Raw genomic sequence first — 14749 nt, 5'->3', positions numbered from 1 at the left:
GGATGCTTGTGGTTTCATTCGTCCTTTGGATCGCACGGACAACGCGCCGCCATTCATGGACCTGAAGCAGATTCACTATTTCATCGCGCTGTTCGAAGACGGCTCGGTCACGCGCGCGGCGAAGCGGCTCAACATTGTGCAGCCGGCGCTCAGCATGCAGATATCGAAGCTTGAAGCAGAGCTTCACCAGCCGTTGTTCGAGCGCGGACCGCATGGCATGACGCCGACCGAAGCCGCGCGCCTGATGTATCGGCTATACGTACCGATCATTCGCGATATCGAACACGCCCGCGAGCAACTCAGCCGCAGCGACGTGATCGTCACCGGGCGCGTGGCGCTCGGCATGGTGTCGTCCGAAGCGGAGAGCGTGCTGCCCGAATCGCTCGCGACCTTCAACGCGCTGTTTCCGCAAATGGAAGTGTCGGTGGCGGACGGCTTCAGCGCGCAATTGATCGATGCGGTCGAGGCCGGGCGCCTGGATGCCGCGGTCATCAACAAGCCGCGCGGGCGCCTGTCACTCGACACGCGTTCCTTGCTCGACGAAGAGATGGTGCTGGTCACCAGCGCCACTCATGGACGGCCGATGCCCGAGGCCATCGACCTGGCTGAACTCGGTGATCTGGAACTCGTGCTGCCCACCCGCCGCAACGGCCTGCGCGGCGTGCTGGATGCTGCGCTTCTCAACGCGGATATAGTCATCCAGCCGAAGTTTGAAATCGATCTGCTGAATACAATCGTGCAGTTCGTCGAACAGAGCAACGTGGCGACCATCCTGCCGCGCGTCGTTGTCCAGCGGAAAGTGGACGACGGTCTGCTGCGCGCTTACCGCATTGCGTCGCCGGGGATCGTGCGGCATATCGTGTGCGTGAGTCATCCGAAGCGGCCAATTGGCGCCGCGACGAACGCGCTCATCGAAATCATCACCGACAACATTCGTCGCGTGACCACGACCGCTACGTCCGCTTGATTCGACGGTTCGGGCTCGAGAACGTCAGCTCACCTGCGCCGAACGATTCTCGAGCTTGCCCAGTGTCTCCGGCACGATGAACGCACCGCCAAGAAAGATCACGCTGATCACGCCGACGAAGATCGCCAGCGTCATCGGCAATTCGCCCGGGTCCTTCGCCACCAGCGAGACGGCGGTGGGCATCATGCCGCCAATCGCAAAGCCGATATTCCAGGACAGCCCCGTTCCGGTTGCACGGATGGCGGTCGGGAAACGCTCGTTCAGGAAGATCAGGATAGGCGCATACCCCGCGCTGCCGAGTGCGCTCAACACGACCGCATAGACACAGATCATCGTGATGCTTTGTGCGGTGGGCAACAGCAGGAACAGCGCGGGCAGCGCGACCAGGCGCACCAGTCCGAGCCAGATAAACGCCCCCTTGCGGCCTATGAACGTGCTCAGGTGCCCCGCCGCCACCGACGCGATGAGTACCCCCACGCTCGCAATCATCAGGATGCCAGCGGCCACGCCGTTAGGCACGTGGCTGACCACTTTGAGGAAGGTCGGCAGGTAACCCGAGGTCAGGTAATAACCGCTGCCGCCACCGATCGTGAGCAGCAGGTTGACGAACAGAATGCCGCGATAGTCCCGCGAAAATAGCGTCTTGATCGGCGACCGGATGATTTCCACCGGCGCGGAAACATCGCGTGCCGCGGCTTTTGCGGCCTTCTCATCCGCCAGCTTTTTCCACAACGGCGACTCTTCGAGGCTATTGAACACGAACAGCCCAAGCGCTGAACTGATAATGCCGGTGAAGAACATGCAACGCCAGCCCCAGACGTCGAAGAGCTCACCCGGAAAGATCGACGACATGGTCAGGTAGACGATAGAAGCGAGCAAGGCGCCCAGCCCCGCACCGCCGCCGCCGATCAGCCCGGAGACCGCGCCGCGATACTTCGGCGCAACGGATTCCGTGCCGATGGTATGCGTGGACGCTACCACGCCACCCACGAACACGCCCTGCACCAGGCGCAATGCGAGAAACAGGATTGGCGCTGCCAGGCCGACTTGCGCAACGGTAGGCAGGATACCGAAAAGAGCCGTCGATATCCCCACACCGACGACCGCGAGAATCATCGCGCCCTTGCGCCCGTGCCGGTCCGCGTAGGAACCGAACCACGCGGAGCCGAGCGGGCGCATCAGCAGGGTCACGGCGAATGACGCATAGACCGCAGCCAGCGAAAGCATCGCATGTTGGGACGGAAAAAACAGCCGGCCAACCACGGGAGCCACATATAACAGCACGAACAGATCGAATAGATCGAGTGCCCAGCCCAGGCATGAGGCCACGACTGCGCCCATCACCTGCCGCGTGTTTACTTCGGGCATGGCGGCGCTTTCCTGTGCTGCTACGGACATGTTATCTCCTTGAAGGTCGCGGTGCCCTCTCTCGAATGGCACCGTGTTTTTGGCACATCGAACTGTCGTGCTCTCGTTGGCGTTTAAGAAATCGTTGGGTGTATTGAATGCCGGTGCTGTACGCGCGCACCGGAACTGACTTGCATGCTCAGCATCGGGTGCCCGCGCTTTAGCGCCTTACTCTGGTCTCATGCAAGACGGTTGCTTATAGTGCAATGCAACCGTCGCCACCCTCAGCTACCGCGAAACATCGGCTTGCGTTTGCCATGAAACGCTTCCACACCTTCACGAAAATCGTCCGATGTGCGCAGCCGGCTATAGCTGTGCCCTTCGAGTTCGATAGCGATCGAGAGCGGTGCATCTTCCGTGTCGTTGAGCAGTTTCTTGGCTGTGCGTTGTGCGAGCGGTGAGAACGCGCGCAGTTCATCGACGAGTGAATCAGTCGTGGCTTCCAGCTGCGCATCCGCTACGCACTCCACCGCGATACCCCACTCATACGCCTGCTTGCCGGGAATCCGGCGCGAGCGCATCACAATGTCCTTGGTCCTGCCAATGCCCACCATTTGCTGCAGACGCGCCGATCCACCCGATCCGGGGATCTGGCCGAGCTTCTGTTCCGGCAGCGCGTAGAAGGTCGTGTCGGTCGCAATGCGGAAGTCGCAAGCGAGCGACAACTCGAAGCCCACGCCGAAGCAGAAGCCGCGATTCGCCGCGATCACCGGCTTCGAGCAGCGAGCGGGCGCCGCGATATTCCACGCCAGTTTCGACACATGTTCCGGCGATGCCTCAAGGAAACCCTTGATGTCGCCGCCGCTCGAAAAATGCTCGCCGTTGGCGCGAACCACGATCACACGCACGCGGTCATCCTCGTCGAGTGCTTCGAACGCCGCGCGTAACTGGTCGCGTGCATGCATCGAAATGACGTTGAACGGCGGACGATGCAAAATGATATCGGCGCGCTCGCGTTTTTCATCGATTTCGATCGAGAAGCCGTCCAGGTCCTGCAACAGCGTCTGGCCGCGATGGGTCAAGTCAGTCATCGGTTACTCCTTCGTTGTTTCGGTAGGGTTGTTCGTGGTGTCGATGTCATATTCACCGGCAGACAATTTGCGGCGCAGGATCTTGCCGACCGGCGACTTTGGAATGTCGTCGACGAAAACGTAGTCGCGCGGACGCTTGAAATTCACGAGATCCGACTCGCGGCACCAGGCATCGAGCGCACCGGAATCGACGTAATCACGGCGCTTGATGAACGCGACCACGCGCTGTCCCCAGCGTTCGTCCTTCACGCCCGCGACCGCCACTTCGTCCACGGCTGGATGCAGCGACAACACTGATTCAATATCCACTGGCGAGATGTTTTCTCCGCCGCTGATGATCATGTCGTCCACCCGGCCGCTCACGAAGAGGTCACCGTCCTGGTCGAAGAAACCCGTGTCGCCGGTGAAGTACCAGCCGTCGCGCAGGGACTTCGCATTCGCGTCCGGACGATTCCAGTAACCTTCAAATGCTTCGTCGCCAAGCAGGTCCGCAATGATCTGGCCTTCCTCGTGCACGGCCGCGAAATCGGCCGGCGAGGCGGCATCCAACTTCACCACGCGCAGCCGCGTGTTGATCCCCGCGCGTCCCGCGCTGCCCGGTTTGCGCGTGGCGTCCTGGTCGATGCTGAACGTGTACACCTCGGACGAGCCATAGTGGTTCACGAACAGTTCGGGCTTGAATGCGGCGGACAGGCGCTTCAGCAGGCCATCGCTCATGGGTGCGCCCGCGAAACCGAGCTTCGTCACCGAACCTATGCTTGCATTTGCAAAGCCGGGCGCGGCCAGCAGGTCGTGATAAAGCGTGGGCACGAGATACAGACACGTGAGCTCGAACGCGCCAATCGATTCCAGCGCCAGTGCGGCGTTCCAGCGCCGCACGCAAACGAACAGGCCGTCGACCAGCGCCATGGCGAGCAGCGAACGCACGCCCATGGTGTGATACAGCGGCATGACGCCGAGCGTGCGCTCGCCGTAGCGGTACAGGTTCTGTGCGACGTGCGCTAGCGCTGCAGCGCGCTCATGCCGGTGGCGGCGCGGCACGCCCTTTGCCTTGCCCGTTGTCCCGGAGGTATAGAGGATCAGCGAGATGTCGTCGGCCGTGGCTTCTGTCGTGACGCTCGCTGCCTGTCCGCTCAGCAACGCATCGAACGAAATTGTGCCGTGGGCATCGTCCAGTGCGATACGCGGCAGCTTCTGCGCCGCCTCGCTTGCATAGACGGCATCGGCGGAAACCGGTTCGAACACGACCGCTTTCGCGCCCGCATCGGTCACGCAATAGTCGAGTTCGTCGGGCTTCGCGCGCCAGTTCAACGGCGTCATGACAATGCCCGCGAACTGGCAGGCCCAATGCAAGGTCGCCATCTCCCAGCGGTTTTGCAGCACTACGAGCAAGCGGTCGCCGCGTGCGAGACCCAGCTCGCGCAAACCACCGGCCGCCTTGAGGATGGTGTCGTGCCACTGCGCGTAAGTCAGCCTGATGTCGCCATCCACGAGGGCAAGCGTGTTGGGGCTGCGTTCAACGCTTTGCAAAAAAGTCCGGCCGAGATCAAGCATGTTCCGGCTCCTTCTTGCTGTGCTCGTTCTTCTGGTTACGCAAAGCTGCAACATCAAGCACTGCCGCCACGATCGGCGTGTAGCCCGTACACCGGCACAGATGGCCCGACAGCATCTCGCGTACTTGCGTTTCCGTCGGGTCGGGTACACGCTTCAGATAGTCCGCGCACGACATGAGAATGCCCGCCGTGCAAAAGCCGCACTGCAATGCATGATGACGCTGGAACGCCCTTTGCAGATCGCCCAGCGTCTGGTCGGGCGCGAGACCTTCAACCGTGTCCACACGTCGGCCTTCCACCTGCACCGCCAGCATCAGGCACGACCGGGCCGCGACGCCGTCCACTTGCACAGTGCACGCACCGCATACGCCATGTTCACAACCCACATGTGTTCCGGTTGCGCCCAGTTCATGACGCACGAAATCGGACAACAGGTCGCGCGATTCGCAAAAGCCCGTACGCTCCCGTCCATTGAGCGTCAAGGTGATACGCCTGCGCTCGCCCCGCGCAAGCGTGGTCGATGATGTCTTGCTCACTTCGCCTCCTCTATCACGCGCCATCCAAGTTGCCGCACCAGATGGCGTCTATACGTTGCGCTGACATGGGTGTCGTCCTGCGCATTCAGCTTCCAGCTCAAGTCGTTCAGCGCGCCACGCAAGTCATCGCCGTGCAGCCTTGGCCATTGCTCGACCACCGGCCGGTCCGCTACGCCGCCCACGGCGATCCTGATCGATGTATCGGTGACCACGGCGGCGCACGCGACCATCGCGAAGTCGCCGTGGCGGGCAGAAAATTCGGTAAACGCGTATCGCTCGCCGGCTCGCTTCAGCGGGAACCGCACACCTTCAACCAGTTCGTCGGGCTCGCGCGCGGTCATCAACATGCCCTGGAAAAAGTCTTCCGCCTTGAGCACGCGCTTGCGTTTCTTCGATCGCAACATGACGTTGCCGCCGAGCACCGAGAGCACCAGCGGCAACTCCGCGCTGGGGTCGGCATGAGCGATCGAACCGCATACGGTGCCGCGATTGCGGATCTGAAAATGCGAGATGTGCGGGAACGCGAGCGCGAGCAAGGGGACTTCGTTCTGCAGCGACGGCCGCCATTCCACGCTGCCTTGCGTGGCGGCAGCGTTCACTACAAGAGAATCGTGGTCAATGCTCACGCGGTCGAGTTCCTCGGTGCGCGAGATATCGACCAGTACCCGCGGTTGTGCAAGCCGCATGTTCAGTACTGCCATCAGCGACTGACCGCCTGCGAGAATGCGGGCCTCTTCGCCGGTTTGCGCGAGGGCCTCGAGCGCGTCGTGCGTGGAAACGGCGCGCAGATAATCGAATGGCGCCGGCTTCATGACTTCCTCCTGAAGCGCGCAACGAGCCTGCCGAGCCACGAAGCGCCACTCTTCACGGGCTTGCCCGCCGCCTGACGTCCCAGCGATTCAAACAGTTGGCGCAACACGACCTTCGCCGCGCCTTCAAGCATCCGTCCGCCTACCGCTGCGACCTTGCCCGATACCTGTGCCTCGTAGTCGTAGGTGAGCCGCGTGCCGGTACCAACGGGCGTGAGTTCCACGAGACCATTGCCACGCGCGCTGCCAAGCGACGACATGCCGGCGCCAGCGAGACGCAACCGGTGCGGCGGATCGAGATCAGACAGCGTGATCTCCGCTTCGAAGCGCGCCTTGATCATCCCGACACCCACGGTCACATCGGCGCGATACGCGTTCTCGCCCTTCGCTTCGAGCGCATGACAACCGGGGATCACCTTGGCAAGCGCGTTCGGATCGAGCAGTACCGCGAAGATCGCTTCCGGCGATGCAGCAAGATCCACGCTGCCTTGCGCGGTCAGTGCCTTGCCGCCGGGCAAGACCGGCTTCTTCTGCTGCGTCTCCCGGAACTCGGGCCGCGATGGCTCCGGGTCATCGATACCGACCAGCGCCATCACCTTCGAAGGCGTGAGCGGCAAACGGATGTCATCTACACCGAGCGCGTCGGCCACTGCATTCGCCACGCACGGCGGCGTGCTCATGTTGTTGCCTTCGCCCAGTCCCTTGGCGCCAAGAGGCGTGAAAGGCGATGGCGTCTCCAGATGAATGATCATCGGATCGGGCACTTCGCAGGTGGTCGGCATCAGGTAATCGGCTAGCGTGCCGGACTGGAAACTGCCGTCGGCACCGTAACGAAACTCTTCCATCAGCGCCGCACCGAGCCCTTGCGCGAACGCGCCGCGAATCTGGCCGTCGGCGAGTGCGGGGTTCAGCAACGTGCCGGCATCGTGTGCGGTCACATAGCGGTCGATCCGCACGCGCCCCGTTGCACGGTCCACTTCCACGCCGCACATATCGAAGGCAAAACCATAGGCCGCCGATGTATTGATGCGGTCCTGCTCGTCGGGTGCGTCCATGTTTTCCGGCGTCCAGAACACCGTCTCGCGCAGACCCGGTTCTTCGCCTTCAGGCAGCAACGCAGGCGCCCAATGCGGGGCGTTGCTGGCCACGCGGCCGAAGGGCATTGCGCGGGTTTCGTCGCCTGCTTTGTAGATGCGTCCGCCTTCGAAACGGATATCGTCCGGCTTGCATTTAAGCTGCGCTGAAACAATCCGCGCCAGCTTGTCGCGAACGCGCATGGCCGCGAGATGTACCGTGCCGGCGACAGCTCCCGCAAAGCGGCTTGAATAATTTCCCGCCGCCACCGACCACGCGTCCTTGTAGGTATCGAACTCCACGTTCACCACGATCTCGTGCGGCGCGAGCCCGAGCACGTCCGCCACCACTTGCGCGCACACGGTCATGTGCCCCTGCCCCGCCGGCGTCGACGCCACTGTCACCACCACGCCGCCAAGCAGGTCGACGCTGACTGTCGCGCTCGCAATCGCACCGCTCTTAGGTCCTGCCTTCTTGCGTGCTTCGGCGGGCATCACCGTCGTGATGTAACCCATGTTCGATACCGACGGCTCAACGATCGCCGCGAAGCCGATGCCGTACAAACGGCCTTCCTTGCGTGCAGCTTCGCGGCGTGCCTTGAGCTCGTCGTAACCGCCCTCGGCGAGCGAGCGTTTCAACGCTTCCTGATAATTGCCCGAGTCCAGCAATGCACCGGCCGCTGCACGATAAGGGAAGGCGTCGGCGGGAACAAAATTGCGCCGGTACACGTCCAGCACATCCAGCTTCAACTCGATCGCGATGCGTTGCATCAGGCGCTCGAGCGCGAAATAAACCTGAGGGCCGCCGAAACCGCGTACGAGACCCGTAGGCGTCTTGTTGGTCAGCACGACCCTATTCCGCACCAGCAGCCCGGGAATGGCATAGGCGCCCGTTAAACAGCCGTGCATGCGATAAAACGTGGCAGGCTCAGGCGCACGCAGATAACCGCCGCAATCCTCGATCTGGTCGTAGTTGAGCGCGGTGATCCGGCCATCGTTTTCCACGGCCGCTTCGAGCGTGGTCAGCCGCGCCGTGGCCGAGGTCGCCGCGCTCAGGTGTTCAAGCCGGTCTTCCACGTATTTCACCGGCGCGTTCGCCTTGCGCGAGGCCAGGCACATCAGCACCACGTACGGGAACACGGCCTGCTTCACGCCGAAGCTGCCGCCCGAATCGCGCGGCGCCTTGTGACGCAAACGGTTAGCCGGCACGTTCAGCGCAAGCGCCATCACTGCGTGCAGCGAGAACGGCCCCATGAAGTTCGAGGTAACCTCGTAACCTTCGTCGCCGGAAAGGTACTCGGCCACGACCACGGCGCATTCGATCGGCGCACAGGTATTGCGCGGATAGTGCGCTTCCAGCTTCACGCGATGCGGCGCGTTGCTGAATGCCGCTTCGGGCTCGCCGTAGCGAAAACTGCGGTCACTGATCACGTTGGTCTGGACATTCGGATGCAGCACCGGCGCGTCGCTTTTAAGCGCGCCTTCTATCGATGTCACCGGGTCGAGCGTCTTGTACTCCACCTTGATCAGGTCGAGTGCGTCCTCGGCCAGCGCACGCGTTTCTGCCATCACGACCGCAACCGGTTCGCCGACATAGCGCACGCGATCGGTCGCAAGCGCCCACTGCTCCATCTTCGACTTCACGCCGACCACGAACGGGCGCGACCACGCAGCGAGGTCGTCACGCGTCAGTACCGCCCGCACGCCTTCGCATGCGAGCGCAGCGGTGGTATCGATAGAAATCAGTTCGGCATGAGCATGCGGTGAGCGCAGGACGGCCGCGTGCAGCGTCCCTGGCTTGATACCGAGGTCGTCGCCATATCGGCCGCGACCGGTCAGGATGGCGGGGTCCTCGAAACGTTCGTACGACTTCCCAACATGCTTTGTTTTTGGCTTCACCGGCTGCGCCAGCGCCTCTTGCACCACGGGTGCATCTTGCACCTCGTGCGCTATTTCGACCGCCTCAGACGCGCGCGCGTCGATACCGGCGAAACCGGTTGGTTCGCGCTGGTTCATTCGTCTGCTCCTTCGTCGCGTCGCGCGCCGAACTCATCGGCAAGACCACTCCATCGCCGGGCTATTTCACGGTGCTCGATGCTGAACAGATCGAGAATCCGGCCGACGGTATGGTCAACGACGTCTTCGATAGTCTTGGGATGCGCGTAGAACGCCGGGACCGGCGGCATGACGATCGCGCCCATCTCGGTCGCCATCGTCATATTGCGCAAGTGCGCGAGATTGAGCGGCGTTTCGCGCGCCACCAGCACAAGACGGCGGCGCTCTTTCAGCATGACGTCGGCTGCGCGCGTGAGCAGGTTATCGGCAAAACCATTCGCCACCGCGGCCAGCGTTTTCATCGAACAGGGCGCCACGACCATGCCGCTGGTCACGAACGAACCGCTCGCAATCGACGCGCCGACATCACGAACGTTATGCACGACATCGGCCAGCCCATCGAGATCATGGCGCGTAAGCCCGAGCTCCTGCGCCGCCGTCACCGCACCCGACGCCGACACGATCAGATGCGTCTCGTGCGTGCCGATCCGGCGCAACGCGGCAAGCAGCCGCACGCCGATCACAGCGCCGCTCGCCCCCGAGATGCCGACGACCAGACGCGGCTTTTGATCGGCGCTCATTACTTCGCGCTCAGGTAGGTGTCGAAGCCGTCGTTATCGGGAGCAACGAGCGCGTCGAGATCGACCGCGTCGTAGCCGGGAATCCGCACGCGGGTGAACACATGGCCCGAATAGACCACCGGGCGCGTGGCGTCGAGACCCATCTTCGCGCTGATGCCCTGCAGATGCGGGGGGGCATCGTCGGGATGACCGACGGTCGTCGACGGGTCCAGCGGCGACCCTTGCGCGCCTTCGATCAACACAAGATCGTGGTCCGCCTGGAAACGCGTGGCGATCGCCCATTCGATCTCGGCAGGATCATGAATGTCCACGTCGGTGTCCACCACCACGACCTGCTTGATGTCGTAATGCGCGCCGAATGCACACAGGATCACGTTCTTCGCTTCGCCCTCGCGCTTCTTCGCGAGCTGCACCCACAGGTGATATCGACATACGCCACCCACTGAAAGATGCACGTCGGTCACACCCGGATGACTGCGTTGAAGGTGCGATAAAAGCGTCGCCTCGCGCGGAATCCCGCCGAGCAACAAGTGCTCCATTTCGGCTGGCACGATGGTGTGATAGACCGGCTTCTGCCTATGCGTAACCGCCGTCACCTCGATCACTTCACGCGCTTCCCGCGCGCTGTAATACTTCGGAAACTCACCGAACGGACCTTCCGCTTCGCGCACGTCCGGCAGGATGCGGCCTTCGATCACGATCTCCGCGAACGCCGGTACGCGCACTTCGTTCGTCACGCATTTAACGACCGGCAAGGGCGTGCCGTGTAATGCGCCGGCAATCTCCAGCTCGTCGAAATCGATCGGAGAAATGGCCTGGGACGCGAGCATGGTCAGCGGATCAACGCCGATTGCGACGGCGATATCGAGCGCATCGCCAGCGGCCTCGGCTGCCTTCTGGAACGCATGAAGATGGCGCGGCAGCAGCAGGATCGCCATGCGGTCGCGGGCGTGCACCTGGATACGATTGATCGAAACGTTCTGTACGCCAGTGCGGGGGTTTCGTGCAATCACGAGACCTGCGGTGATGTACGGACCGTTGTCGTGTTCGCTATGGGTGGGGATCGGCAGCAGCGCGTGAAGGTCGATACCGCTGGTATGCACGACTTGCTGGCAAGCGGCTTGCGCGGCGGGCACTTCTTTCCATGGCAGCGGATGATCCGCTGCATCGCGGAAACGTTGCAACAGGTCTTTCTCCGCCACGCCCATAGCCTCGGCAATCCACGAGCGCCTGGACATAAAGCCGCTCACTACCGGCATGTCGTGGCCGCCGGGGGCTAGGAATACTGCCGCTTGCTTGCCGTCGAGCCGCTTCGCCACGGCCGCAAGCTCATGTTTCAGCGCGACCGGTTTGGCGATGGTCGCGACGCGTCCTGTGGCGGAGAGGTGGGCGAGCCAGCCACGCAGCGACAATACGTCGAAGGATTGGCGGGCAAGTGGGGTTGTTGCTGGGCCGTTCGTCGCGGCGTCACGTTGGTTCATCTGCGTCTCCATCATTTCTGAAATGAAGCGTAGCGACAACGCGATATAACTTCTAATACTGTTTTTTGATGTTCTCGATCAGTGGTCGTGATATCCGTGTTTGCCCTGATGTAAGTCTTTCGTTAGTGGAATATCAATACCATGGGACTTGGGCGCGGTACCCTCTGACCGCGCATCTGATAAATAGCGGCTGCTTCATTAGATCTATTGATAGCCTGGCCGCCGGGCCATTCTCTTTACGAGCCGACCTACATGGACCTGAAGCAGATTCAGTATTTCATCGCCCTGTTCGAGGACGGTTCCGTCACGCGCGCGGCCAAGCGGCTGAACATCGTGCAGCCAGCCTTGAGCATGCAGATCGCCAAGCTGGAGGACGAACTGCATCAACAACTCTTTGAACGCGGGGCACACGGTATGGCGCCCACCGCGGCGGGACGCCTGATGTACCGCCTCTTCCTGCCGATCGTGCGGGACCTTGCACACGCGCGCCAGCAACTGGTGCAGCGTGACGAAGTGGTGACGGGGCACGTATCGATCGGCTTGATTGCGTCGGTGACGGAGAGCGTGCTGGCGGATTCATTGTCGCGGTTTCACGCTCGTTATCCGCATGTGGAAGTCACCGTGTCCGACGGTTACAGCGCGACGTTTATCGACTGGGTATCGGGCGGACAACTCGATGCCGCGCTGATCAACAAACCGCGCGCACGCCTGTCACTCGACTCGCAGCCCTTGCTCGATGAAGAGATGGTGCTCGTCACCAGTGCCGTGCATGGTCCTGACCTGCCGCATGTCATCGAGCTTGCGCAGCTTCCTGAACTCGAACTGGTGTTGCCCACGAAGCGCCATGGCTTGCGCGGCGTACTCGATACCGCCGCCCAGCACGAAGACGTACTACTCGCACCACGTTTCGAGATCGATGTGCTGAGCACGATCGTCAGGCTGGTCGAAAGCACGCGCTTTGCGACGATCCTTCCGCGCATCGTGGTGGAGCGCGCGGTGCGGCTCGGCACGCTGCGCGCCTATCCCATTCTCGCGCCGAGAATCGTGCGCCATATTGTGCGGATCAGCCATCCACGGCGCCCATTGAGCGCGGCTGCCGAAGCGCTGATTGCAATCATCGCCGACGAATTGCGGCTCGTCTCCAGCGAGTCGACGATGGAGGCGCGAGCATGACCCCGGCCCTTCTTTACCGCTCTTCAAGCACCGAGAGAATATTGCCCGCCGGGTCCTTGAACCAGGCAATCACCGGGCCTTCGGGGCCACGGCAGATCCCTTTGGCATCGGTCTTGAGACTCGGCATGTCGTAGTGTTCGAACTTCACGCCGCGCGCGCTCAGTGTGTCGACTGCGTGGTCCACGCTATCGACCGGGAAGTTCAGTACGGTGTATGTCGCCGGCACATGATCGGGCTTGGGATAGACCAGTACGGTGTTGCCACCCGCCAGATGCAGCTTGAGAATGCCCATGGGATCGCTCGTCACTTCGATGCCCAATGTCTCGCTGTAAAACGCCTTCGCTTCAGCGAGATCCTTCACCGCGAAGCCGCTGAACGCCGGGCTGTCTTTCAATAGCGTTTGCATTGTTTGCTCCTTTCAGTTTGTGCAAGTCATGCGTCCGGCCACGACGCGCGCAACTCCCTGACCGGCCGCACTTCCACCCCGCCCAAGCGAACGACGGGGAATCCTGACGCGATGCGCATCGCTTCATTCATGTCACGTGCCTCAATCAGGACGAAACCACCTACCTGCTCCTTGGTCTCCGCGAACGGACCGTCCGTAATCGAAACATCCTCGCCACGGACCCTGAGCGTGACCGCTTCCTTGGCGGAGTGCAGCGCCTGCGCCGCAATGAGCTGGCGGGTTTCGCGCAGACGCTCATCGTATGCCAGGGATTCATCGACCAGCGCGTCGTACTGGCGTTTCGACAGATCGTCGAGCACGCGTTCGTCAAAGACAATGAGGCACAGGAATTTCATCGATGTCTCCGCTTAGGGGTGGCTTCACCCTGTAGACGCATGAGCAGGGTCGAAATCGACGAAAGCGGGTGCAAAAAAGTATCGAAATGTAACGGATGGGATTGGAGTGCATGACCCGCTTTGCGCCGGGGCGAACTCTCATGCGGCGATGTGCGGGATGCCCGGAGGTGGGCGTGTCTGTTAATCTGCGCCTTTCTTTCCGCCGACAAGACTTCGAACCATGCAACAGGATCTCCCTTTCAACGAACGAGGTATTACGTTTGCCCGCGCTGGCCTGAGTGCGTCGGGCCAGTTGTTTCCGTTGCGCGATTTACTCGGGGCAACGGTGGTGATGGTGCCGCGGCAGAAACCCTTGCCGATTACGCTGGGTGTGATCGGTTTGATCGTCGCGGTGACGGGTGGAATTCTCGGTTCAGGGCCGGCGTTGTTGCTGGGCGTGATGATTGCGGTAGTGGGATATTTGTCGTGGATTACGCAGGATGTGATTTACAGGATGTACGTCACGACGCCGGCAGGCGAACGTGAGGTGTTCACGACGAAGGACGAGGAGTTTGCGCAGCGCGTGGCGAAGCTGGTGCGCGAGGGCATTCCGGCAGTGGCCACGTCGGCGCCTATTTAACGTTTTCTTTACGCGGACTGTAGCGATCCATGCCCGTTGTTAATGCGTGGCTCGCTAAAGTGGTGTTGTTCCCACCACCGCCCGTCGCGAGACGGTGCAACATCCGATGCTTCAGGCAAGCGTTGTTTCCCCGGTCCGTTCCTCTTCTGTTCCTGCGGCCAAGCCGTTCGTGCGGGCCACGCGAAAGCTTCACACGGTAGTCGCGTTCGATCTCATCTTGCCGGGGCTTGACTCTAGCGGGCCGCGCCGCGTTTTACAGAAGGCGCTGGGGAGTGAGGCTCGCATGCAGGTGGTGGCGACCGATCGCCGGCATGATTGCGTCACGTTGCACGTTGAAGTGCCTTCGCGGACGTTGAATGATGTGATTGGGGTGGTGACTTCCCGGTTTGAACAGGCAACCTTGGGGCATGCGACGACGTTCACGCTGCGGCAATAAAGTGGTTGGTTTCGCTCGCGCCAGGGTTGGCTTTGCTCGCGCCGGTGGACGGGGTTTCGGGGATGCCGGAGCGCTGGTTCTTAGGGTTAGTGGTCAGGGTCGGCGCTGGATTTCCAGGTTCCAGGGTTAGTGGGTGGGGTCAGTGCCAGGTTGCTAGGTTCTGGGGTTAGCGGTCAGGGTCTATGCCGGGTTGCTAGGTTCTGGGGTTAGCGGTCGAGGTCAATGCC

The 14749-nt window shown here is 61.8% G+C and carries 13 protein-coding genes; 3 read left to right on the top strand and 10 right to left on the bottom strand.

All coding sequences use genetic code 11. The annotated features are described in order from the left end of the window. Window positions 1-55: 55 nt before the first annotated feature. The gene (locus HB376_RS02850; RefSeq protein ID WP_213761924.1) at window positions 56-967 is read left to right on the top strand and encodes a LysR family transcriptional regulator; all 912 of its coding nucleotides are present in this window, start codon (window positions 56-58) and stop codon (window positions 965-967) included. 24 nt (window positions 968-991) lie between these two features. On the opposite strand, the gene HB376_RS02845 is transcribed toward HB376_RS02850, so the two are convergent. From HB376_RS02845 to HB376_RS02810, 8 genes are all read right to left on the bottom strand, one after another. Then, window positions 992-2365, bottom strand: a complete 1374-nt coding sequence (locus HB376_RS02845) for an MFS transporter (protein WP_213761923.1) — start codon at window positions 2363-2365, stop codon at window positions 992-994. 233 nt (window positions 2366-2598) lie between these two features. Continuing rightward, on the bottom strand, window positions 2599-3405 hold the full coding sequence (locus HB376_RS02840; RefSeq protein WP_213761922.1) for an enoyl-CoA hydratase-related protein: 807 nt from the start codon (window positions 3403-3405) through the stop codon (window positions 2599-2601). A 3-nt stretch (window positions 3406-3408) separates the two neighbouring features. Beyond that, entirely contained in the window at window positions 3409-4959 is a 1551-nt protein-coding gene (locus HB376_RS02835; protein WP_213761921.1) for an AMP-binding protein, read from the bottom strand. Continuing rightward, complete coding sequence (locus HB376_RS02830; protein ID WP_213761920.1) at window positions 4952-5494, bottom strand: 2Fe-2S iron-sulfur cluster-binding protein; 543 nt, start codon at window positions 5492-5494, stop codon at window positions 4952-4954. Before HB376_RS02830 ends, HB376_RS02835 begins: the two co-directional genes overlap by 8 nt. Beyond that, window positions 5491-6306: an FAD binding domain-containing protein gene (locus HB376_RS02825; protein WP_213761919.1), complete on the bottom strand. Its 816-nt coding sequence runs from the start codon at window positions 6304-6306 to the stop codon at window positions 5491-5493. Before HB376_RS02825 ends, HB376_RS02830 begins: the two co-directional genes overlap by 4 nt. Next, on the bottom strand, window positions 6303-9392 hold the full coding sequence (locus HB376_RS02820; RefSeq protein WP_213761918.1) for a molybdopterin cofactor-binding domain-containing protein: 3090 nt from the start codon (window positions 9390-9392) through the stop codon (window positions 6303-6305). The genes HB376_RS02825 and HB376_RS02820 overlap by 4 nt, the downstream gene beginning before the upstream one ends. Beyond that, complete coding sequence (locus HB376_RS02815; protein ID WP_213761917.1) at window positions 9389-10012, bottom strand: UbiX family flavin prenyltransferase; 624 nt, start codon at window positions 10010-10012, stop codon at window positions 9389-9391. The genes HB376_RS02820 and HB376_RS02815 overlap by 4 nt, the downstream gene beginning before the upstream one ends. Continuing rightward, window positions 10012-11493, bottom strand: coding sequence for a UbiD family decarboxylase (locus HB376_RS02810; RefSeq protein ID WP_213761916.1), 1482 nt, complete (start codon window positions 11491-11493; stop codon window positions 10012-10014). Before HB376_RS02810 ends, HB376_RS02815 begins: the two co-directional genes overlap by 1 nt. Window positions 11494-11745: 252 nt before the next feature. Here HB376_RS02810 and HB376_RS02805 point away from each other — a divergent pair, with 252 nt between their 5' ends. After that, entirely contained in the window at window positions 11746-12666 is a 921-nt protein-coding gene (locus tag HB376_RS02805) for a LysR family transcriptional regulator (protein ID WP_213761915.1), read from the top strand. 13 nt (window positions 12667-12679) lie between these two features. Here HB376_RS02805 and HB376_RS02800 read toward each other — a convergent pair whose 3' ends face one another. Both HB376_RS02800 and HB376_RS02795 read right to left on the bottom strand, forming a co-directional pair. Beyond that, window positions 12680-13072: a VOC family protein gene (locus tag HB376_RS02800; protein ID WP_213761914.1), complete on the bottom strand. Its 393-nt coding sequence runs from the start codon at window positions 13070-13072 to the stop codon at window positions 12680-12682. 26 nt (window positions 13073-13098) lie between these two features. Next, window positions 13099-13467, bottom strand: coding sequence for a YciI family protein (locus HB376_RS02795; RefSeq protein ID WP_213761913.1), 369 nt, complete (start codon window positions 13465-13467; stop codon window positions 13099-13101). Window positions 13468-13687: 220 nt separating this feature from the next. Between HB376_RS02795 and HB376_RS02790 the strand changes: the two genes are divergently transcribed. After that, window positions 13688-14086: a DUF6232 family protein gene (locus tag HB376_RS02790; protein WP_213761912.1), complete on the top strand. Its 399-nt coding sequence runs from the start codon at window positions 13688-13690 to the stop codon at window positions 14084-14086. The last annotated feature ends 663 nt before the right edge of the window (window positions 14087-14749 follow it).

The sequence above is a fragment of the Caballeronia sp. dw_19 genome (assembly GCF_018449515.1).
In the GTDB taxonomy this organism is placed as follows: Bacteria; Pseudomonadota; Gammaproteobacteria; order Burkholderiales; family Burkholderiaceae; genus Caballeronia.
This window is presented reverse-complemented; position numbering and strand designations above follow the sequence as displayed.